Here is a 20,626-nt window from a genome sequence, read left to right as displayed (position 1 = left end):
GATCCTATATGCCCGATATACGTCACGGCAGCACTTCACAATCCGAGAGAATCCTGAACGTCGCGCAATGCCCGCGCCGACGCATGCAGACCCTCGCGTTCACCTTCCGACAACGGCACCTCCAGCACTCGGCCGGCTCCGCCGCCACCAACCAGCGTTGGCAACGACAGACATACCCCTTCGAGGTCGTGCACCCCGTTCTGCAGGGTCGAAATCGGCAGCACCCGCTGCTCGTCGCGCAACACCACCTCCACCATGAAGGCGCTCGACAATCCGATGGCCAGATTGGTCGCGCCCTTGCCCTCGATGATCTGATACGCGCTTTGCACCACCGCGGTCGCGACCTCGTCACGGATCGCGCTGTCGAGTGTGTTCCCCGAAGGACCCACAAATGCCGTCGCCGGAACCCCGCCGATGGTGGCGCTGGACCACAAAGGAATTTCGGAGTCCCCATGCTCGCCAACGATGAAGGCGTGCACATTCTCGACCGCCACGCCCAACTTCGACGCCATGAGAAAGCGCAGACGTGCTGTATCCAACACCGTCCCGGATCCGAAAATCCGGTGACGGTACGGCCGACCCGCGGCCTGAACCGCTGCGTACGTCGCGATGTCGACGGGATTGCTGACAAAAAGAATGATTGCTTCGGGCGACTGCGAGAGAAGTTGCTCCGTCAAGGTCTGCACGATCTTGACGTTGACCGCCGCCAACTCGAGACGGGACTGGCCGGGTTTCTGTTTGGCTCCGGCTGTCACTACAACCAGATCGGACCCTGCGGTGACCGCGATGTCGTCACCACCGTCCACCGAACACGGTGGGGTGAACTGAGTGCCGTGGTTGAGATCGAGCACTTCCGCTCGCACCTTCGCGGCGTTTGTGTCGTAGAGGGCCAGTACGTCCGCTGATCCGCGGATGAGGCACGCATAGGCGATAGCCGTGCCGACACTGCCGGCGCCGACGATGGAAACCTTCTTCTTCCGAGAGCGATATGCCGTCGTCATAGCTTTGATGGTGCGCCCTTTATAACGATTCTGCAGGATATCGGGATTGCCAGCGTTCTCTCAGGCTTTGATCGCAGACCTCTCAGAATTGCCGTAGACCATGGTGAACATGACAGAGGTAACGGTTTTTGCAGTCGGCGGCACCGGCGAGTCGTACGACGGTGACACCCGCACCCACGTTGTCGGACTACTGAGCGCTGTCACACGTGAACTCGACGATCGGTTCGACGCGAAGTGGGTGAGTTACCCCGCATCGTACGGACCTGTTGCCGACGGCGGCTCCAGTTTTCGCCGGAGCACCGAAATGGGCGCCCGGGCACTCTTGGCAGCTCTCGCCGAGGTCCGCGGACCCGTCATGCTCATCGGATACTCCCAGGGATGCTCGGTTATTCGCGCCGCCCTGCCAGAAGCGAACGGCAGCAACATCATCGGGATCGGGCTGATCTCCGACCCGCAGCAACCTGTCGGGGTTCTCCCAGGTTGCGACGGGTACGGCGTTGCCGGCGACGGCCCGGAAATCCCGTCGTGGATTCCCGCCAAGTGGATCGGACACCCGCAGGACTTGATCTGCAATGCCAGCGACGACAGCTACATTCGCGACATCGCCGACCTCACCGGCTGGATGTCCTTCACCCAAGCGCGAGTGTGGGCGAACAAGGTGTGGGAACTACTCCGCAGCAACACATTTCAGAACGCACAGAAGACTCGCTTCAGCCCGAGCCAATGGCGCAAAGATCTACGACGCCTACGCACCGCCTTCCTCGAAGTCCTCGGATACCTACCGAGCCTTGTGAGCTGGCGACGCTTTCAGATCCGGAACCCCCGTGGCGGCCGGCATGTCAGCTATGCGAGCGAGGCCTTCGACGCCAGCGGACGCACGGGCTGCCAAGTGCTGGCTGATTGGATGACGGCACAGGCTCAGGACGTCAGGGAGCACGTCCCCGCAGCCTGAATCTGCAGCCCTGCGGGTAGGCGCCGCTACGCCGGCTCTCTCATCACTCCGATATGGCGCACCGTCCCGGACAGACCCGGAAGCTCTTGCGCGTCAGACCACGTGCTCAACCCATCCGTGCTGTCGGAATAGAGATACTTCCCCTCGGTATAGGCGTCGAGATAGAGCCGCCAGGTGCCGTCCGGCAACTGAGCCAAGGCTGGGCCCTCCACCAAGGTGCCCCAATTTCCCGGCGGGACAAAGGAATAGGGTCCCGTCGCCGACGGCGCGACCGCATGCTCGATGACCTTCTTCGTCTCGTTCTTGGTGAACGCATGATAGGTCGATCCCACCTTGACCACGGTGGTGTCGATGTGGTCCGCACCGATCCCGGCGAGCGGAACAGGCAGGCTCCACAACCGCAGCGACGGTTCCAGTGCCGTCATCAGATACGGCACAAATCCTCCACCGGTCGACATAGACACGATGACGTTGACGCGGCCGCCGTCGACGAACCACTCGGGCGCCCAGGCTTTGGTGACGAACGGTGACAACGACGGGCCGTCGCTGAAGCCGGCCGACCCCGAGAAACCCGGCGGGCTCGCTGAACCCGTGCCGTCCCCGGTGCCTGGCATGAAGGCACAGCAGAACGGGAGTGAATAGTTCGCCAGAGGTGTCCAGGTGATGCGGTCGCTACTGCGCGCGAAGCCGATACTCGTTCCGCCCGTTGTGTAGGTGAGGTAATACATTCCGTCTGTATTCCGGAAGATGCTCGGATCACGTACCAGCCCGGACGGGGGCCGATACGCCGACGGTTTGACGAGTTGGAATCCAGTGCCGTCCGCGGACTCGAATACATCCATGTCGCGATCGCTGGCATTGCTGAACGCCACCATCGTGTACCGCCAGGCGGGCGGTTCGGCGCCGCTGGCCGGGGCTGCGACGAGCAATCCCGCGACAACAAGCATCACCATCGATACAGCAGAAAGGACGGTCCGTTTTGTCGGATTCACCGGTGAAGTATCTACGACAACAGGCGAACCATGCGCAACTTTGACCGCAGGTGTCGCTGGATCGTTACCGACGATGGCGAGGACGCCGTTATAGGTACCTGGATAGGTAGTTCAGCGGATGTCTCCAGCCGTCCCCCGCCCGCATTCTGAATCGGTACTTATTCAGGCGATGAAAGGTGACTTCAGGTGATGACCTTGGCGGATCAGCTGGACAACTGTGAATACCTACTGGCTGACGCGGAACTCACCGGCAACGGTGATGCAGTCCGGAGGTTCAGAGAACATCGCCTCAGGTTGGTCGAACAGCTGTCCCGGCTGAGGGCCTCGGGTCGTCGCGTGTAGGAATCAGACGCGCACTTCGGATTTTCCTGAACCGAGAATCTCTGGGTGGCCACCGCTCCGAGTTGGTCCCGGCGTCCCCGCGGGGACGTCTCCGTCAAGGCCCACACCGAATCACCGCTGATCAGCAGTCGATGGGATGATGACCTGCGTGTCCATGTCCCCACCACTGCCCGTCAAGAACGGAGTTGGCCCGACGCGCCTACGCATCCCACCGTCCGGGCCGTGGGCGACGATCGCCGAGTACGTCGTGGCGAAGTTCGACCATCTGGACGCCGAAAACCTGTATCGGCGGTTCGACGACGGCGAGTTCGTGGGTATCGACGGCCACCCGATCTGCCGGAGCACCGAGCTCAGCGCGCACCGGTTCGTCTGGTATTACCGCGAGTTACCGGCGGAGGACCCGGTGCCGTTCCACGAGGAGATCCTGCACGTCGACGACGACCTCGTCGTGATCGACAAACCACATTTTCTCCCGACCACCCCCAGTGGGCGCTACCTGCGCGAGTCCGCGCTTGTCCGACTGCGGGTCCGCCTCGACAACCCAGATCTGACCCCGATCCATCGACTCGACCGCGGCACCGCAGGGGTGGTGATGTTCTCGGCCCGCCCCGCGACACGCGGCGCATACCAGTCACTGTTCGAGAAGCGGCAGGTCACGAAGGTCTACGAGGCGGTGTCGGCGCGACCGCCCCGGTGGGTCCAGGGCGCACCGGGGCTCAGCGAATCCAACGGTCCCCTCGTCTACCGCAACCACATCGAAGCTCGGCGCGGCGAGTTGCGGGTCCTCGTCGACGACAGCCGTGAACCTAACTCCGAGACCATGATCGAGGCGCGAGGGACGGGCGTGAGCGCCTCCGGACGTACTGTGCTGCACACGGTTCTACGTCCGCAATCCGGACGGATGCATCAGTTGCGGGTGCATTTGGCGGCTCTCGGCGCCGGGATCCTGGGCGACCGGCGATACCCCGACCTGTTGCCCGACGCCCCGGACGATCATTCCCTCCCACTCCAATTGCTCGCGCGGGAACTCGAATTCAACGATCCGTTGTCGGGGAAAGCGCGTCGGTTTGTCACACGTCGGACGCTCAGCGAAATTCCAGCAGGGTGAGGACCAGACGCCGCAGGGCGATTATGCATACGCGCGGCTGATAACCCACGCGAGCGCATAATCGCCCTGCGACAGTACAGAGGATTTAGACGTTGAAGCGGAACTCCACCACATCACCGTCGGCCATGATGTAGTCCTTACCCTCCATGCGTACCTTGCCGGCAGCCTTGGCTGCGGCCATGGAACCGGCCTCGACGAGGTCGTCGAAGGACACGATTTCAGCCTTGATGAAGCCTCGCTCGAAGTCGGTGTGAATGACGCCGGCAGCCTGGGGCGCGGTATCGCCCTTGTGGATGGTCCAGGCGCGCGCTTCCTTCGGACCGGCCGTCAGGTAGGTCTGCAGCCCGAGGGTGTGGAAGCCGGTGCGTGCGAGAGCGTGCAGGCCGGGCTCGGTCTGACCGATCGAGTCGAGCATTTCCTGGCGGTCTTCCTCGTCCAGCTCGAGGAGTTCCTGCTCGACCTTCGCGTCGAGGAACACGGCGTCGGCCGGAGCGACGGATGCGCGCAGTTCTTCGACCTTCGCTGCGTCAGTGAGCACAGACTCGTCGGCGTTGAAGACGTACAGGAAGGGCTTGGTGGTGAGCAGGCTCAGTTCACGCAGCAGCGAGAAGTCGAGCTTGTCCTTGACGCTGAAGAGCGTCGTGCCCTCGTTGAGGAAGGCCTGAGCCTTGAGTGCCTCGTCGTGGGCAGGCTTGAGCTCCTTGTTCTTGCGAGCTTCCTTGTCCAGACGCGGGAGAGCCTTCTCGAGCGTCTGCATGTCTGCGATCACGAGCTCGGTCTCGATGACCTCGATATCGGAGGCCGGGTCGACCTTGCCGTCGACGTGGATGACGTCGTCGTCGGCGAAGACGCGCACTACCTGGCAGATTGCGTCAGCTTCACGAATGTTGGCGAGGAACTTGTTTCCAAGGCCTGCGCCCTCGGAGGCGCCCTTCACGATTCCGGCGATGTCGACGAACGACACGGTCGCGGGAAGGATGCGCTCGGAGCCGAAGATCTCGGCGAGCTTCTGCAGCCGCGGATCGGGCAGCTCGACCAGGCCGACGTTGGGTTCGATGGTCGCGAACGGGTAGTTCGCAGCCAACACGTCGTTGTTGGTCAGTGCATTGAAAAGGGTGGACTTGCCGACGTTGGGCAGTCCGACGATTCCGAGGGTAAGGCTCACGGTCTGTGGATTCTACGGCCTCGCGGCGACGCGACGGGTACTCGCCCCACCGTCACGTCGCCGCAGGTGATCAGTTGTAGTTGTAGTTGTCGACGGACGCCACGACCGCGACCAGGAAGATGACGTAGAACGCGATCAGCAGAATCCATCCGATGACGGCAATCAAGAGCGCGATCTGGCCGAGCTTCTTCACCCGCTCTGACGCGTACTGCGCGCCCTGGTGATCGCCCATCGCCCACTTCGGGTAGATATCGTGCAGATGATTGAACGCGGCAAACGCGACGGGCCAGAAGAAGATGATCGCGGCGACGGCCCAACCTGCATTCGATTTCGGCGGACCGTATTGAGGCTGCGCGTAGGACTGCGGGGCGGCGTACTGCTGCGGCGTGCCGTACTGCTGACCTGACGGATACTGCTCGGTCGGGTACTGCTGATACTGCTGGCCGGCGTTGCCCGATTGGTCGTAACTCGGTGTCTCGCCGTAAGTCGGTTTAGGTTCCTGCGGTTCGGTCATCGTTCCCCCAAAAATTCGGTTTAAGTTCCTCTACTGCAGAACCTAACGGAAGCAGGCGTTGCCGTGTCGTAGTGAGCGCCTACGCTCGCGGTGTGACCCGGATGCTGATCGTGCTCGCCATATGGATAGTTGGCCTCGGAGCCGCGACGCTTGCGAGCGTCGTCGTCCCGGGGTGGTGGGTGATCGCTGTCGTCGCGCTCGCTCTGGCAGTGGTGGGCACGTACGACCTGAGTCAACGGCGGCACAGCATTCTGCGCAACTATCCCGTCATCGGACACGCCCGCTTTCTGCTCGAAAAGATTCGACCGGAGATTCAGCAGTACTTCGTCGAATCATCCACCGATGGAACGCCATTCGATCGCGAGACACGCGATCTGGTCTACGAACGCGCCAAAGGCACTCTGGCCGAGGAACCGTTCGGGACCGAGCGCGACGTCAATGCAATCGGCTACGAGTTCATGACACATTCGATCCGGGCCCGCAAGGCCCCCGACACTATTCCGCGAGTGCGTCTCGGCGGACGCGATTGCACCAAACCGTACGACATCGCTCTTCTGAACGTCTCCGCGATGAGCTTCGGGTCGTTGTCCGCCAACGCAATCGAGGCACTCAACGCCGGCGCCGCGAAGGGCGGATTTGCCCACGACACCGGCGAAGGAGCCATCAGTCCGTATCACCGCAAACACGGCGGCGATCTGATCTGGGAAATCGCGTCGGGATACTTCGGATGCCGAACCGCTGACGGGCAATTTGATCCGGACCGCTTTGCCGAGCGTGCGGCTCTTGACCAGGTGAAGGCCATCTCGATCAAGCTCTCGCAGGGCGCCAAGCCCGGATTGGGTGGGGTACTTCCCGGAGTCAAGGTCACCCCCGAAATCGCCGACACCCGAGGCGTTCCCGTCGGCCAGACCGTCATATCGCCGCCTGCGCACACCACATTCAGTACCCCTGTCGAACTGGTCGACTTCGTTCACACTCTGCGGACATTGTCCGGCGGCAAGCCGGTCGGACTGAAACTCTGTGTGGGCTCGCGTCGTGAGTTCCTCGGCATCTGCAAGGCGATGATCGAGCGCGGCGTCACGCCCGACTTCATCATCGTCGACGGTTCCGAGGGCGGAACCGGAGCAGGTCCGGTCGAGTTCGAGGACCACATGGGTATGCCGCTGACCGAGGGATTGATGTTGGTCCACAATGCGTTGGTGGGGACGGGATTACGGGGTCTCGTGAAGGTCGGCGCGTCCGGCAAGGTTGCCAGCGGCTCCGACATCGTCAAACGCATCATTCAGGGAGCCGATTTCACGATGGCCGCCCGCGCCATGATGTTTGCCGTTGGCTGTATTCAGGCCCAGATGTGCCACACCAACCGCTGTCCCGTCGGCGTTGCGACTCAAGACCCGGCCCGCACCCGCGCCCTCGACATCCCCGACAAGAGCGAACGCGTGTATCGATTCCAGAAGGCAACCGTCGCAAGCGCGCAACAGATGATCGCGTCGATGGGTATCGACTCCTTCGATCAGTTGGAACCGGCGATGCTCAACCGCCGGATCGACGGCCTCACAACCCGGACGTATGCCGATCTCTTCGACTGGCTCATGCCTGGCGAACTCCTCGACTCCCCGCCACAAAGCTGGCTCACCGACTGGATCGACGCCGACGCCCATCGATTCTGAAATACCGGCCAGGTGCCGCGCGGATTCACTCTTCTAGTCCTACAGTGACAGATGGCCCGCTGTGACGGCGGCCACATCTGAACTAGTGGACGGAGTTCGACGATGAGCCTGACGACGGCGCCGGAACCGAATGTCGAGTACCTGAAAACAGACCCTGACCTGCCACCCGTCGGCGTGGTGGACCGCACCCCCATCTCACCGACTGCGCGCTTCGTGTTCCTGGTCATCGGACTGGTAGGCGGCCTCGCCTGGTACATGATCGCGATAGTGCGAAACGAACACATCAGCGCCGTCTGGTTCGTGTTGGCCGCAATCTGCACCTACCTGATCGCCTATCGGTTCTACGCGCGGTTGATCGAACGCAAAATCGTCAAACCACGCGACGACGTCGCCACCCCTGCCGAAATCATGGAAAACGGCGCGGACTACATGCCGACGGATCGACGGGTTCTCTTCGGTCACCACTTCGCAGCCATCGCGGGCGCCGGCCCACTGGTCGGTCCGGTCCTGGCCGCGCAAATGGGTTATCTGCCAGGCACTCTGTGGATCATCATCGGAGTCGTCTTTGCCGGTGCCGTACAGGATTTCCTGGTTCTGTGGATCTCGTCCAAACGACGCGGCCGCAGCCTCGGTCAGATGGCTCGTGAAGAACTCGGCCTCGTCGGCGGCGTCGCGGCACTGATCGGCGTTTTTGTCATCATGATCATCCTCATCGCCGTTCTCGGACTTGTGGTTGTCAACGCGCTCGCCGAAAGTCCCTGGGGCGTCTTCTCTATCGCGATGACCATCCCCATCGCACTGTTCATGGGCGTCTACCTGCGTTACCTTCGCCCCGGCAAGGTCTCCGAGGTGTCGCTGATCGGCGTGGTCCTGCTGCTGCTGGCCATCGTCTCCGGCGGCTGGGTCGCCGATACCGGTTGGGGCGCAGACTGGTTCACGCTGTCCAAGGTCACCATCGCGTGGCTGATGATCGCGTACGGATTTGCCGCCTCTGTCCTGCCCGTGTGGCTTCTCCTCGCACCCCGCGACTACCTGTCGACGTTCATGAAGGTCGGCACAATTGCCCTGCTGGCCATCGGAATTCTGGTTGCGCGACCAGCACTGAACATGCCTGCCGTTACGCCATTCGCTTCCAACGGAGAGGGCCCTGCCTTTGCCGGCGCGCTGTTCCCGTTCCTGTTCATCACCATCGCCTGCGGCGCACTCTCGGGGTTCCACGCACTGATCGCGTCGGGAACCACACCGAAGCTGCTGGAGAAGGAAAGCCAGACCAGGATGATCGGCTACGGCGGCATGCTGACCGAATCGTTTGTCGCCATCATGGCCCTGGTTACCGCCTGCATCCTCGATCAGCACCTGTACTTCGCGCTCAACGCTCCCGCCGCACTGACCGGCGGAACACCGGAAACCGCAGCAGAATACGTCAACAACCTGCCCCTCGGAATCGCTCCCATCTCCCCCGACGTCCTGTCTCAGGCAGCTGAGGCCGTCGGAGAGGAATCGATCATCTCGAGAACGGGCGGCGCTCCGACGCTGGCGTTCGGCATGTCCGAAGTCCTCAGCGACGTGTTCGGTGGTGACTCACTGAAATCGTTCTGGTATCACTTCGCGATCATGTTCGAGGCGCTCTTCATTCTCACGACCATCGACGCCGGCACCCGAGTTGCGCGGTTCATGCTCTCGGACTCACTGGGTAACTTCGGCGGTCCCGCAAAGAAGTTCAAGGATCCGTCGTGGCGCATCGGTGCATGGCTCTGCTCGCTGATCGTTGTTGCGGCTTGGGGCGCAATCCTGCTGATGGGCGTCACCGATCCACTCGGCGGCATCAACACGCTCTTCCCCCTGTTCGGAATCGCCAATCAGCTACTCGCAGCCATCGCACTGACAGTGGTCATGACGATCGTGATGAAAAAGGGACTGTTCAAGTGGGCCTGGATCCCCGGAGTTCCGTTGGTGTGGGACTTGATCGTCACCATGACGGCGTCGTGGCAGAAGATCTTCTCCGACAATCCGGCAATCGGATACTGGGCTCAGCACAACGTGTTCAAGGACGCAAAAGCCGCCGGCGAGACGTCGCACGGCTCCGCGAAGACTCCCGAAGCAATCGACGCCGTCATTCGCAACACGTTCATTCAGGGCACGTTGTCGATCATCTTCGCGTCACTCGTCATCGTCGTGGTGATTGCCGGAATCATCGTGTGCATCAAGGCAATCAGGGCCGGTGGACTACCCACAACCGAATCCCCCGAGGAACCGTCGAAGATCTTCGGTCCCGCGAGCTTCATCCCGACACCGGCAGAAAAGGAAGTTCAGAAGGAATGGGACGAGCTCATCAAGGCGGGTAAGGTTCGCGCACCCGGCGCCGCACATGCGGGTGGGCACTGATCATGACTGCACACGTCGCAACAACCCTGCGCGGCATCCTGTGGTGGATCCGTTCGGTGATGGGCGATCTGGACTACGCCCGGTACGTCGAACACACACGGCGGAACCACACCGATGCGCCGCTTCTGAGCGAGCGTGAGTTCTGGCGTCGACGTCACGCAGCAGCGGACAGCAATCCTGGTGCCCGCTGCTGCTGACTGACGATCAGGGGCAGGCTGCCTTGGCCAGAGAGTAAATGTGGTCGGCCTGCTCCTGAGTCGGAACAGTTCCGTTGTTTTCCGCCAGAGTGATGATCTCTGCCTTCACTTCTGCCTCGTCGGTGCCCTTCGCGACTTCGTCACACGTTGTCGTCAGGATCTTCTCGATGTCCGCGTCATCACGATCAGCCGCCAACGGCGCGTACGCACCGCGGAACGTTGCCACGAACAGGGCAGATTTTCCCTGATCGATGGCATTGCCCGCTGACTCTTTTGCAGTCTCGAAAGCCTGCTGCCCACTGGTGATCGCGCTGTTGACCTTGTCCTGTGCATCGTTCGTCTGTTCCTCGCTGCACGCGGTGAGACCCAGAACGACGATTGTTGCTGCCACAACTGCTGCTGCAATTCTCATAACGGAAATGGTAGCCGCGCACCGACGCCGCCAGATACCGATCAACCGTTAGCGTCGCGCGTACTGCACCAAATCGGACAGCGTTACGATCAGGCAAGCGAAACCACGTCAATTACATCGGCGGGGAGAACCCCACGCCGACCGAAAGGACGATCAGTGAGCGAGCAAGGCAACGAGGTAGCTGGGCCGGCTCCCGCGCGTACACGCGACCGCGGCGAGATCATCGGACAGGGCGGCCTTTGGCTCGCCAAATGGTCGTTGGTGCTGGCATCCATTTCGATCGGCGCATTGATTTTCGGCTGGCTCGTCGAAAAGCTGTGGGTAATCGTGCTGCCCGTGGCTCTGGCGATTGTCCTTGCGACTGTCATGTGGCCGCCAACTCGCGAAATGGTCAAACGCGGATTACCGCCGGCAGCCGCTGCCGGCATCACCCTGCTCCTGTCGATCGGAGTGCTCGCCGGTGTGATCGCCGGGATCATCCCGTCGGTAGTCGGGCAGGCCCCTGAACTCGCGAACAAGACAACCGAGGGCATCAACCAAGTTCAGGACTGGCTCCAAGGACCGCCGCTGAACTTGCAAGACGATCAGATCGACAACGCCATCCATTCAGTTGTCGCCAAGGTTCAGGAAAGTGGAACCGCTATCGCCTCAGGCGTTTTCAGTGGCGTGAGTACCGCTGGTTCCCTTCTCGTCACCCTTGGCCTCGTTCTGGTCCTGTCGTTCTTCTTCATCAAGGACGGCCCGCGGTTCATCCCGTGGCTCCACGCGGTGGGCGGCGGAAAGGCCGGACGGCACCTCGAAGAAGTTCTGACGCGCATGTGGGACACCCTTGGTGGGTTCATCCGCACCCAGGCTCTGGTGAGTCTGATCGACGCAGTGTTCATCGGCGCCGGACTGTTGATCCTCGGCGTCCCTCTGGCACCTGTGCTCGCGATTCTCACCTTCATCGGTGGCTTCATTCCGATTGTGGGCGCATTTGTTGCCGGCGCCCTTGCGGTGTTGGTTGCGTTGGTAGCCAACGGCCTGACCACGGCGATCATCGTGTTGATCATCATCCTGCTGGTGCAGCAAATCGAAGGAAACGTCCTTCAGCCTGTCCTGCAAAGCAAGTCGATGAAGCTCCATGCCGTTATCGTGCTTCTCGCCGTCGCGGCGGGTAGCTCCCTCTACGGCATCATCGGCGCATTCCTCGCAGTCCCCGTGGCCGCTGTCGCCGCCGTCGTCATCCGCTACATCGGCGAGCAGATCGACGAACGCGCAACCGACAACGAACCTATGCCGAAGGGCGACGCGGCCGACCTGGTCGAGCAGCCCGAGAACGGTGCAAACACCGCCGGAGACCAGAAGGCCTGATCAGCCGGCAATCAATTCTACCGAGGAGCCTGCACGTCCCCGAATGACGTGCAGGCGACTCGGGATTCGCTGTCGCATTTCGTCGACGTGACTGACTATCCCGACAACACGTCCACCGTCGCGAAGTTCGTCCAGTACACCCATCACCGAGTCGAGTGTGTCTGCATCGAGCGTTCCGAATCCCTCGTCGATGAACATGGTGTCCAGCACAACGCCACCGGATTCAGCCGCAACAACATCGGCAAGCCCCAATGCCAAAGACAGCGACGCCAAGAAGGACTCACCGCCCGACAGCGTTTTTGCCGACCGCACGACGCCCGTGAAATCGTCACGGATATCAAGCCCGAGCCCACCGCGGCGACCACGGGATCCGGCTTCGTCACTGTGAACGAATTCGTATCGTCCACCGGACATTCGACGCAACCGAACCGACGCGGACAGTGCAACTTCCTCGAGCCGCGACGCCAACACATACGACCGCAATGACATCTTGCGGCTGTTCTGCCCCTTGCCCGCGATCACGTCTGCCAGCGCCGCCAACTCGTCGTGGCGCGCACGCTGGGGTGCGATTGCCTCGTAGGCATTCTCGAGTTGGCTGTTAAGCCGCTCGAGGTCCGAAACCCGATTCTCGGCCAAGGACGCCGCTGCCACAGCCTCGTTGACCGCCGCCGCACATTCACGCGAAACCAGCGCCGGTCCATCCACGTCCACAGTCGCAACATCAGCCGTTGCAGCAACATCTGGGTCGTCGAGAACTGACCTCGCGGCTACTCTGCGATCACGTGCCCGGGCAACCTCAGCCTCTAGAGCCGCGACGCGTGCCGGCGTCCGAACAGCTGCCAGCGCGGCCGGAGCCGACTCGAAACCAGCGGAGAGTGCTGCATCAACCAGTTTGGCCGACAACTCGGCAGCTCGAGCCTGTGCTCTGGCCGCGTCGTCGCGGGCTTCCGAAGCCGTCATAGCTGCGGTTGCCCAGGTCTCGAACCGGGCCCGCCTGGCCGAGATGCTCGAATCCTCGCCCGCCGCAGAGACAATCGCGGCACGAATCTCCTGTGCTCGCAGCGTCAGAGCCGAGATGCGCTCGATGACTGTGGCCGCCTCCGTGGCCAACGCTGCGGACTCCTGCTCGAGTGTGTTGTCGCGGCCACTGAGTTCCGCTGCCTTTGCAGCCAAATCGGCTGCCCGACGCGCCGTGGATGTTGCACTCTCGAGCGCCGCTTGTGCCCGCTCTCGCACTGCCTCGAGTTCCGTGACATCACCATCGCCGCCGCGGGCGATCAAACGCTCGATCTCCAACGCCAGAGCGCTCTCCTGCTTGAGAACGACAGTCAAAGCACCTTCTGCGGCGCGTTCGAGAACTGCGGCTTTCTCGACGTCGGCCTCGGTCACGGTGTCGGTTCCGGGCTGCGCCAGAGCGGGATGCTCCGGAGAACCACACACCTGGCACGCGTCACCCGGTTTCAGTGAACCGGCCAGTTCCGCCGCCATTCCCTCGATACGCGTTTGCACGCGATCAAGCCAGCGACCGCGCGCCGCTTGATGGGCGTCCCGCGCATCAAGCACTGTGGCGCGCATTGCCTCGGCCCTTGCCCGCACACCAACGATGTCGCGCGCAGCCGAAGCACTGTCTGCCGCTGCTGCATAGGCAGCTCGAAGACCCGGCAACGACGCTTCGCAGCGCTGCGCATCGGCGAGTTCCGATGCGGCAGAGCTCAATTGTTCCGGCAGCTGCGCGCGCTGGCGGGCGATATCCTCGGTGCGGGCGATCATCTTGGCGTGCCGCGCCGACAGTGTGCCGATCTCCGACTCCGCCGCATCCGCAATCCGCGCCTGCTCGGCCACCGAATCCAGTCGCACGATCTCGTCTCGCCAGTCTCGGACCTGGGCCAAGACCTCGCCGCGTTCACCGTCTCGCGCCGGCCACCCTCCCCCACCGAAGATGTCGGGACCGCCGTGCTCGGAGTAGAGCGTCACCGCCTTCTCAGCCTGGGCGAGTGCCGACGCCACTGCCCGCTGCGCCGAATCCGAATCCTGAGAGATTACCGAAACCGGTTGCGCCCGTGTGGCTGTAGCCAACTCGTCTGCAATGACCGCCAGGTCTGCCGACCCCTCGTCCAGTGCAATGATCTCTGCGCGCGCACGGTCTCGACGACGCACCAAATCCGCAGTACGCTCGGCAACCCCGAGAATTCGGTTTGCCTCCGCTGCAGCAGCTTTGGACTTCTCGAGTACTCCGTTTGCCAGATCGCGGCCGTCTTGCGCCTCCGCGAGCAACTTGCGCGACCATTCGAGCGGATGCGCTTCCGCTCCCACTTCCAAACCCGCCGCAGTCTCGACGCGCGCAAGTAGGACCTGCACGGCCTGCTCTTTGTCGGCGAGAGCGCTGGCACTGACTTTCTTCTTCTCGTCGAACCACGCCTCGACCGACACAAATTTCTTGGTGTCGAACAGTCGCTCGAGCAGCTTGCCGCGCTCCTCGTTCTCGGCTCGAAGGAATTTGGCGAACTCCCCTTGCGGGAGCAGAACAACCTGGAAGAACTGATCGGCACTCATTCCCATCAGTCGGTTGATCTCGTCGCCGATATCCGGAATTCGCGAGAGGTTCTCGCCACGGCCGTCAAGCCACGTCAGTGTCGCCTTGGCATTCTCGACGATCGAACCGGATCCACGTTTTTTCGGACGCGAAAACTCAGGACTACGAACAAGTTTGAGGCGTCGACCGCTGATCGTCGCTTCGAGCGTCACCTGCGGTACGGACCCGACCGGAGCATGATCGGACAGCAACCGCTTGCCCTCGTTTCGAGCACCGGGCACGCGGCCGTACAACGCAAAGGCCACGGCGTCGAGGACAGTGGTTTTGCCCGCACCGGTATCACCGTGCAACAGGAAAAGTCCGTCGGCCCCCAGCCTGTCGAAATCGACCGTGACGGTGTCAGCGAACGGGCCGAAGGCCCTGACCTCGAGCGTATGAAGTCTCACGCGCTCACGCCCAGTTCAGCTGTGGCTTCGTCGGCTCGATCAGCCGAACCGAGTGCAGCTTCCATCAGAGAGATTTCGCCCTCGGTAGGCTCGCTGCGGACCGCGGAAACAAACCCCCGGGCGATTTCGATATCGTCTCGACCACGCACTGCGTCGCGGTATTTGAGTTCCGAATTACCTTCTGGCCGCTGCCATTCGAGATGGACGGCAAACGGGAACCTCGTGTGCAACGCGCGCATCGCATCGATCGGGCGAACCTGATCGGTAAGCAGCGCCGAGACGTAACAATCCTCGGCATCGTCGTAATCCGACGAGCTCAGCAACACCTCGAGGGTGCCCGTCAACTGTCGCAATCCCCGAACAATCGGAAGATCGAGACGCGACGTCGAGACGAGGCCGCTGCCGTCGAGTTCAACCAACAACGCCGCTTTCCTATGGCTGCGCTCACCGAACGAGTACGGCAACGGCGAACCTGAATACCAGACCCGCTCCGACAACGTCTGCGGCGAATGGAGATGGCCCAACGCGACGTAATCGACACCGTCGAACTCCGCTGCCGACACCGTCTCGACGCCACCCACAGAAATGGAACGCTCCTCACCCGTCGCCTCGCCGCCGACTACAAAGGCATGTGCCAAAAGCACCGACCGGGTTTTCGGGTCGCTCTCTTGCCGACCCGTCAGGTCTGCCCGCACCCGGGCCATAGCGGCCCCGAGAACGTCCGAGTGGCTACGCGCACGGGGCACATCCAACTCGACTCTCGTAATCTCCGGTTCGAGATACGGAATTCCGTAGAACACCACGGGGCCGAACTCGTCCTCGACCACAACCGGTGAATCGACCTGACCAACTCGAGTGATCAGATGCAGCCCGCCGGCCGCGGCAAACGACGCACCGGCACCCAAGCGCACGGCCGAATCATGATTGCCGGACGTGGCGACGATGATCGCCCCGGCATCACGAATGGCCTCGAACCCTCGATTGCACACCGTGACCGCGTCGGAACTGGGAATGGAGCGATCGTAGATATCCCCCGGAACAACCACGACGTCCACGCCGTGCTCACGGACCAGAGCCGCAATGGTGTTCAACACACTCGCCTGATCGGCCAACAAGTCCACACCATGGAAAGTGCGACCTATGTGCCAATCAGACGTGTGCAGGATCTTCATTCCAGTGACGGTAGAGGACCCCACCGACAGATAAACCCGAAGCCACGACCGGCACAAACACTGCTCACACCGAGAAAGCGGCTAATGTCAATGTGTGTCTGCAACCCAACGTGCTCGCTCCGGGGTACCGCTGGACAAACGATCTCTGGTCGTCACAGTCCCCGGCCTGCCCTGGTGGGGAGTCATTCTGCTCGCTGCCGGAGTCACTTCGATCGGTGTCCTGATCGATGCATCCGGCGGTGGCGGCGAGCTGACCTCCGTCTTCTCGACGTTCTACTTCCTCGGTTGCCTGTTCGCCGTGGTTGCCGCCGCAAACAAGTCACTGTTCACGGCGATGGCGCAGCCCCCGCTCCTGCTTCTGGTCGCGGTACCGGTTGCTCAGACCCTGATCGGCAAGGAAAACAGCACTTCACTCCGCGACATTGCCATCAACATCGCATACCCGCTGGTAGACCGCTTCCCCGTCATGCTGGCTACCAGCATCGTGGTCCTGATTATCGGCTGCCTGCGTTACTTCCTGCTGCAGCAGCGTCCGACGGGTCCGGTTCGATCCACCCGAACCCGGCGCGACACGCCGCCGGCCAAGAGCTCACGTAGTACGGGCGACGATTCTGCGCAACGTCGTCGCCGTCGGCCGGAACCGAGCCGACCGGATGCCGCAGAGGCAACGGACCTGATCCCGCCGCAACCCCGGCGACGCGAGGCCGATCGCCCGGCGTACAGCGAACGTCCCGTCTACAACGAGCGGCCGTCGTACCGCCCGGCTGCCGCGCCTGATCGCACACCACCGCGTCGTAGCTCCACTCCCGTCGACCACGATCGCTACCAACCAGACCACGATCGCTACCAACCGCCGCGACGCAACCAACCGGTCAGCGAGCGGAGCGACTCCCCTTCGTACGGCGAGCGCCGCGAGTACCCGTCGTATGGAGAGCGTCGTACCACTGAAGCCGGTCGCCCCTCCGAAGAACGCATGGAACCGTTCTTTGCCTCGGGCGGGGCCGACGACGTGCCGCTCCCCCCGCGTCGGCGCCCAGCGGGCGCGGACCTGCCGGCCTACCCGGCTCCGCGCGTGCGTTACCGCGACCGCGACGAAACGCCGACCTGACGCACTTGTACCAAACGAAAAACCCCGAACCTGTGTGTGCTGGTTCGGGGTTTTTCGTAGCGACTACTAGGTGCGAGCTGCTCGCAGCTCGCGCGGGAGCGCAAACACCAGCGTCTCGTTGGCTGTGGTCACCGACTGCACATCCTTGAAACCATGATCTGCCAGCAGGTCGATCACTCCGCGAACCAGCACCTCCGGGACGGAAGCGCCGGACGTGATTCCGACCGTCTCGACGCCCTCGAGCCAGCTCAGATCAACTTCACGGGCATAGTCGACCAGGTACGACGCCCGGGCGCCCGCACCGAGTGCGACCTCGACCAACCGAACCGAGTTCGAGGAGTTGCGCGAGCCGACCACGATCACCAGATCGCATTCGGGCGCCATGGCCTTGACCGCGACCTGACGGTTCTGCGTCGCGTAGCAAATGTCGTCGGACGGCGGATCCTGCAGATTCGGGAAGCGATCTCGCAGACGAGCGACAGTCTGCATCGTCTCGTCGACGCTCAACGTGGTCTGCGACAGCCAGATCACTTTGTTCTCGTCGCGGACAGTGACCGCATCCACAGAGTCGGGGCCGTCGACGATCGTGACGTGGTTGGGTGCCTCACCTGCGGTGCCTTCGACTTCCTCATGGCCTTCGTGGCCGATGAGCAGGATGTCGTAGTCGTCTCGTGCAAACCGCTTTGCTTCCTGGTGCACCTTGGTGACCAGTGGGCACGTCGCGTCGATGGTGCGCAGATTGCGTTCGGCAGCCGATTCGTGGACGGCCGGTGAAACGCCGTGCGCGGAGAAGACCAGAAGGGAACCCTCGGGAACCTCGTCGGTTTCGTCGACGAAGATCACTCCCTGATCTTCCAACGTCTCGACGACGTGACGGTTGTGAACAATTTCCTTGCGCACGTAGATGGGCGCGCCATGCTTTTCCAGCGCCTTTTCGACGGTCTCCACCGCCCGGTCGACGCCGGCGCAGTAGCCGCGTGGCTCAGCGAGAAGTACCCGCTTGCCTGTGCCCTTGCGAATGGACGCCGAATCCGCGGAGTGCGCGATACCGAGATTGAGAGGAACAGCCGAAGACATGGCACCAGCCTACTGGCAGCTTCCTTGTGCAACACTTCGGCGAAGGTCTACCTCCGCGCTAGCGCCGAGTCGGCTACCGATTGTCGGTGCTTTACGGCAAGCTGTTGGAATGATTCGACCCCCGTTCGTGGCACGTGTGGCTGCAGGACTCGCCGTCACCGCGTTGGAAGAAGCCAAGAAGCTTCCGGAAACCGCAGTCGCCCTGCCCATGACCGCCGTCAGTCAGATGCTCCAGACGAGCATGCGGCTACAGCAGTCCATCACGTCGCTCGCAATCAAGGGCGATCAGGCGTTTGCGCTGCTCAGCTGGTCCGGCGACGACGAGCAGCCGGAGTGGGCCGTTTTCGACGAGGACGTGAAGCCGTCGTCGCCGAAGACTCGGGAAAGCCCGACCAACGCCGGACGGTTCGCTCTCTACTCCGTCGATCCCACAGCTGATACCGCGCCCCAACCGGACGCGGAGGCTGATCTCGACAGTGATACCGACAACACTGCTGCGTCGGAACCGCCCATTGTTGCCGAACTGGACTACGCCAACCTCACGCTCGCGGAGCTGCGTGCCCGCATCAAGTCGTTGAGCGTCGAGAACCTGACGACGCTGCTCGACTACGAGAACGCAACTCGTTCGCGCGCGCCGTACGTCACCATGTTGACCAACCGCATCACCACAGCCAAGGCAAAGTGACTTCCGCCCAGCGTCCGCCCGCACAGCAACGCCCGACAGGTTCGGGTGCCAGCTCCCCCGAACAACCGTGGCCGGTTCGTACCGTCTCGGCCAAGGTCGCAGGATGGATCGACCGTCTCGGCAGCATTTGGGTCGAGGGCCAGATCACCCAGATCAATGCGCGCCCCGGCACCCGGACGGCGTTTCTGGTTCTTCGTGATCCGTCAGCTGACATGTCGTTGTCCGTGACGTGCTCACCGCAACTACTGCACAACTCTCCCGTCCCGTTGACGGAAGGTTCTCGGGTAGTGATGTTCGGGAAGCTCTCGTTCTACACCGGACGCGGCACCGTCTCGCTGCGCGTAACCGAGATCCGGGCCATCGGCATCGGTGAACTGCTCGCGCGCATCGAGCGACTACGCGCACTGCTTGCCGCCGAGGGGCTGTTCGATCCCCGGCTCAAGCGTCCGTTGCCGTTCCTGCCCGGGACAATCGGGCTGATCACCGGACGAGCCAGTGCAGCCGAGAAGGACGTCGTGTCCGTCGCTCATCGTCGCTGGCCCGCTGTCGCAATTGCGGTGCGCAACACAGCAGTTCAAGGTCCGACAGCCGTGCCTCAGATCATCGAGGCGTTGAAGGATCTCGACGCGAACCCCGAAGTCGATGTCATCATCCTCGCGCGCGGCGGCGGAAGCGTCGAAGATCTGCTTCCGTTCTCCGACGAAGCGTTGTGCCGGGCCATCGTCGCCTGTACTACGCCTGTCGTCAGCGCAATCGGCCACGAACCCGACAGTCCGTTGAGCGACCACGTCGCCGACCTACGCGCCGCCACCCCTACCGATGCTGCCAAGCGGGTAGTTCCCGACGCCGTTGCGGAAGCAGCGCTGGTCTCCGAACTCCGCGATCGCAGTGCCGCAGCGCTACGCAGTTGGGTCAAGCGCGAGTCTCACCTCATCGAGCAACTGCGCACCCGCCCCGTGATGGCGTCGCCGCTACTGGCCATCGACCGTCGGGCCGAGGAAATCGAACGACTGCAAGCCGCAGGCCGACGTGATGTCACCAGGCTGATCGACTCCGAATCACGAACCGTCGAGCACTTGCGGGCACGCCTGACAACTCTTGGTCCGGCAGCCACACTGGCCCGGGGCTATGCCGTGGTGCAGCGCATCATCGCCGACGGAGATCCGGAAGTGCTGCGCTCGGTCGAGGATGCGCCGCCCGGCACTCAGATACGAGTTCGACTTGCAGACGGCGCTGTTCGCGCCGCAGTAATGGGAAGAGAAAAATGAGCAACGCCGAGAACAACCCCGCAGACGTCGACATCAGCGAACTCGGGTACGAAGCTGCCCGCGACGAACTGGTGGGCGTCGTGAAGATCCTCGAGCAGGGCGGCCTGGACCTCGACGCCTCGTTGGCCCTGTGGGAGCGTGGCGAAGCGCTCGCCAAGCGCTGTGAGGAGCACCTGGCGGGCGCTAGGGCTCGCGTGGAGACGGCACTGTCCGGGTCGGACGAGTAGAGGCTGTCCGCGTCGGACG

General features: G+C 62.6%; 18 protein-coding genes. 10 read left to right on the top strand and 8 right to left on the bottom strand.

The genetic code is table 11. The features are described from left to right. Window positions 1-35 precede the first annotated feature (35 nt). Window positions 36-1,001 (bottom strand): L-lactate dehydrogenase, encoded by a 966-nt coding sequence (locus RG2_RS20080; protein WP_033234485.1) that lies wholly within the window; start codon window positions 999-1,001, stop codon window positions 36-38. Window positions 1,002-1,110: 109 nt separating this feature from the next. On the opposite strand from RG2_RS20080, the gene RG2_RS20075 reads away from it, so the two are divergent. Continuing rightward, window positions 1,111-1,953 (top strand): PE-PPE domain-containing protein, encoded by an 843-nt coding sequence (locus RG2_RS20075; protein WP_033234611.1) that lies wholly within the window; start codon window positions 1,111-1,113, stop codon window positions 1,951-1,953. 26 nt (window positions 1,954-1,979) lie between these two features. On the opposite strand, the gene RG2_RS20070 is transcribed toward RG2_RS20075, so the two are convergent. After that, entirely contained in the window at window positions 1,980-2,906 is a 927-nt protein-coding gene (locus tag RG2_RS20070) for a glycoside hydrolase family 43 protein (protein WP_051730501.1), read from the bottom strand. Window positions 2,907-3,423: 517 nt separating this feature from the next. On the opposite strand from RG2_RS20070, the gene RG2_RS20065 reads away from it, so the two are divergent. Then, window positions 3,424-4,395 carry a pseudouridine synthase gene (locus RG2_RS20065; RefSeq protein WP_033234487.1) on the top strand — a complete coding sequence of 324 codons (972 nt, stop codon included), beginning with the start codon at window positions 3,424-3,426 and terminating at the stop codon, window positions 4,393-4,395. Between the two features lie 85 nt (window positions 4,396-4,480). On the opposite strand, the gene ychF is transcribed toward RG2_RS20065, so the two are convergent. Next, window positions 4,481-5,560: a redox-regulated ATPase YchF gene (gene ychF, locus RG2_RS20060; protein WP_033234488.1), complete on the bottom strand. Its 1,080-nt coding sequence runs from the start codon at window positions 5,558-5,560 to the stop codon at window positions 4,481-4,483. Between the two features lie 70 nt (window positions 5,561-5,630). Beyond that, window positions 5,631-6,074, bottom strand: coding sequence for a CD225/dispanin family protein (locus RG2_RS20055; RefSeq protein WP_033234489.1), 444 nt, complete (start codon window positions 6,072-6,074; stop codon window positions 5,631-5,633). Window positions 6,075-6,166: 92 nt separating this feature from the next. On the opposite strand from RG2_RS20055, the gene RG2_RS20050 reads away from it, so the two are divergent. The 3 genes from RG2_RS20050 to RG2_RS20040 all read left to right on the top strand — a co-directional run bounded on the left by RG2_RS20050 (window position 6,167) and on the right by RG2_RS20040 (window position 10,326). Next, entirely contained in the window at window positions 6,167-7,744 is a 1,578-nt protein-coding gene (locus RG2_RS20050) for an FMN-binding glutamate synthase family protein (RefSeq protein WP_033234612.1), read from the top strand. A gap of 102 nt (window positions 7,745-7,846) precedes the next feature. Continuing rightward, window positions 7,847-10,129 carry a carbon starvation CstA family protein gene (locus RG2_RS20045; RefSeq protein ID WP_033234490.1) on the top strand — a complete coding sequence of 761 codons (2,283 nt, stop codon included), beginning with the start codon at window positions 7,847-7,849 and terminating at the stop codon, window positions 10,127-10,129. A 2-nt stretch (window positions 10,130-10,131) separates the two neighbouring features. Next, window positions 10,132-10,326, top strand: coding sequence for a YbdD/YjiX family protein (locus RG2_RS20040; protein ID WP_033234491.1), 195 nt, complete (start codon window positions 10,132-10,134; stop codon window positions 10,324-10,326). Window positions 10,327-10,333: 7 nt separating this feature from the next. Here the strand turns inward: RG2_RS20040 and RG2_RS20035 are convergent, their stop codons facing one another. After that, complete coding sequence (locus tag RG2_RS20035) at window positions 10,334-10,738, bottom strand: hypothetical protein (RefSeq protein ID WP_033234492.1); 405 nt, start codon at window positions 10,736-10,738, stop codon at window positions 10,334-10,336. A 156-nt stretch (window positions 10,739-10,894) separates the two neighbouring features. Between RG2_RS20035 and RG2_RS20030 the strand changes: the two genes are divergently transcribed. Continuing rightward, window positions 10,895-12,091, top strand: coding sequence for an AI-2E family transporter (locus tag RG2_RS20030; protein ID WP_033234493.1), 1,197 nt, complete (start codon window positions 10,895-10,897; stop codon window positions 12,089-12,091). Here RG2_RS20030 and RG2_RS20025 read toward each other — a convergent pair whose 3' ends face one another. Both RG2_RS20025 and RG2_RS20020 read right to left on the bottom strand, forming a co-directional pair. Further along, window positions 12,092-15,070, bottom strand: coding sequence for an AAA family ATPase (locus RG2_RS20025; RefSeq protein ID WP_033234494.1), 2,979 nt, complete (start codon window positions 15,068-15,070; stop codon window positions 12,092-12,094). Beyond that, window positions 15,067-16,242, bottom strand: a complete 1,176-nt coding sequence (locus tag RG2_RS20020; protein ID WP_033234495.1) for an exonuclease SbcCD subunit D — start codon at window positions 16,240-16,242, stop codon at window positions 15,067-15,069. The genes RG2_RS20025 and RG2_RS20020 overlap by 4 nt, the downstream gene beginning before the upstream one ends. Window positions 16,243-16,336: 94 nt before the next feature. Here RG2_RS20020 and RG2_RS20015 point away from each other — a divergent pair, with 94 nt between their 5' ends. Further along, window positions 16,337-17,350, top strand: a complete 1,014-nt coding sequence (locus tag RG2_RS20015; RefSeq protein ID WP_033234496.1) for a DUF6542 domain-containing protein — start codon at window positions 16,337-16,339, stop codon at window positions 17,348-17,350. 66 nt (window positions 17,351-17,416) lie between these two features. On the opposite strand, the gene RG2_RS20010 is transcribed toward RG2_RS20015, so the two are convergent. After that, window positions 17,417-18,427, bottom strand: coding sequence for a 4-hydroxy-3-methylbut-2-enyl diphosphate reductase (locus RG2_RS20010; protein WP_033234497.1), 1,011 nt, complete (start codon window positions 18,425-18,427; stop codon window positions 17,417-17,419). Window positions 18,428-18,536: 109 nt separating this feature from the next. Between RG2_RS20010 and RG2_RS20005 the strand changes: the two genes are divergently transcribed. Genes RG2_RS20005 through RG2_RS19995 form a run of 3 tightly spaced genes read left to right on the top strand, consistent with a single transcriptional unit; the run spans window position 18,537 to window position 20,607 of the window. Next, window positions 18,537-19,112 (top strand): lipid droplet-associated protein, encoded by a 576-nt coding sequence (locus RG2_RS20005; protein ID WP_033234498.1) that lies wholly within the window; start codon window positions 18,537-18,539, stop codon window positions 19,110-19,112. Beyond that, on the top strand, window positions 19,109-20,380 hold the full coding sequence (xseA, locus tag RG2_RS20000; RefSeq protein WP_033234499.1) for an exodeoxyribonuclease VII large subunit: 1,272 nt from the start codon (window positions 19,109-19,111) through the stop codon (window positions 20,378-20,380). Before RG2_RS20005 ends, xseA begins: the two co-directional genes overlap by 4 nt. Beyond that, window positions 20,377-20,607, top strand: coding sequence for an exodeoxyribonuclease VII small subunit (locus tag RG2_RS19995; protein ID WP_033234500.1), 231 nt, complete (start codon window positions 20,377-20,379; stop codon window positions 20,605-20,607). The genes xseA and RG2_RS19995 overlap by 4 nt, the downstream gene beginning before the upstream one ends. Window positions 20,608-20,626: the final 19 nt, after the last annotated feature.

The sequence above is a fragment of the Rhodococcus globerulus NBRC 14531 genome (assembly GCF_001894805.1).
Lineage (GTDB): Bacteria > Actinomycetota > Actinomycetes > Mycobacteriales > Mycobacteriaceae > Rhodococcus_F > Rhodococcus_F globerula.
The sequence above is the reverse complement of the archived record's forward strand: the minus strand, read 5'-3'. Positions and strand labels throughout refer to the sequence as shown.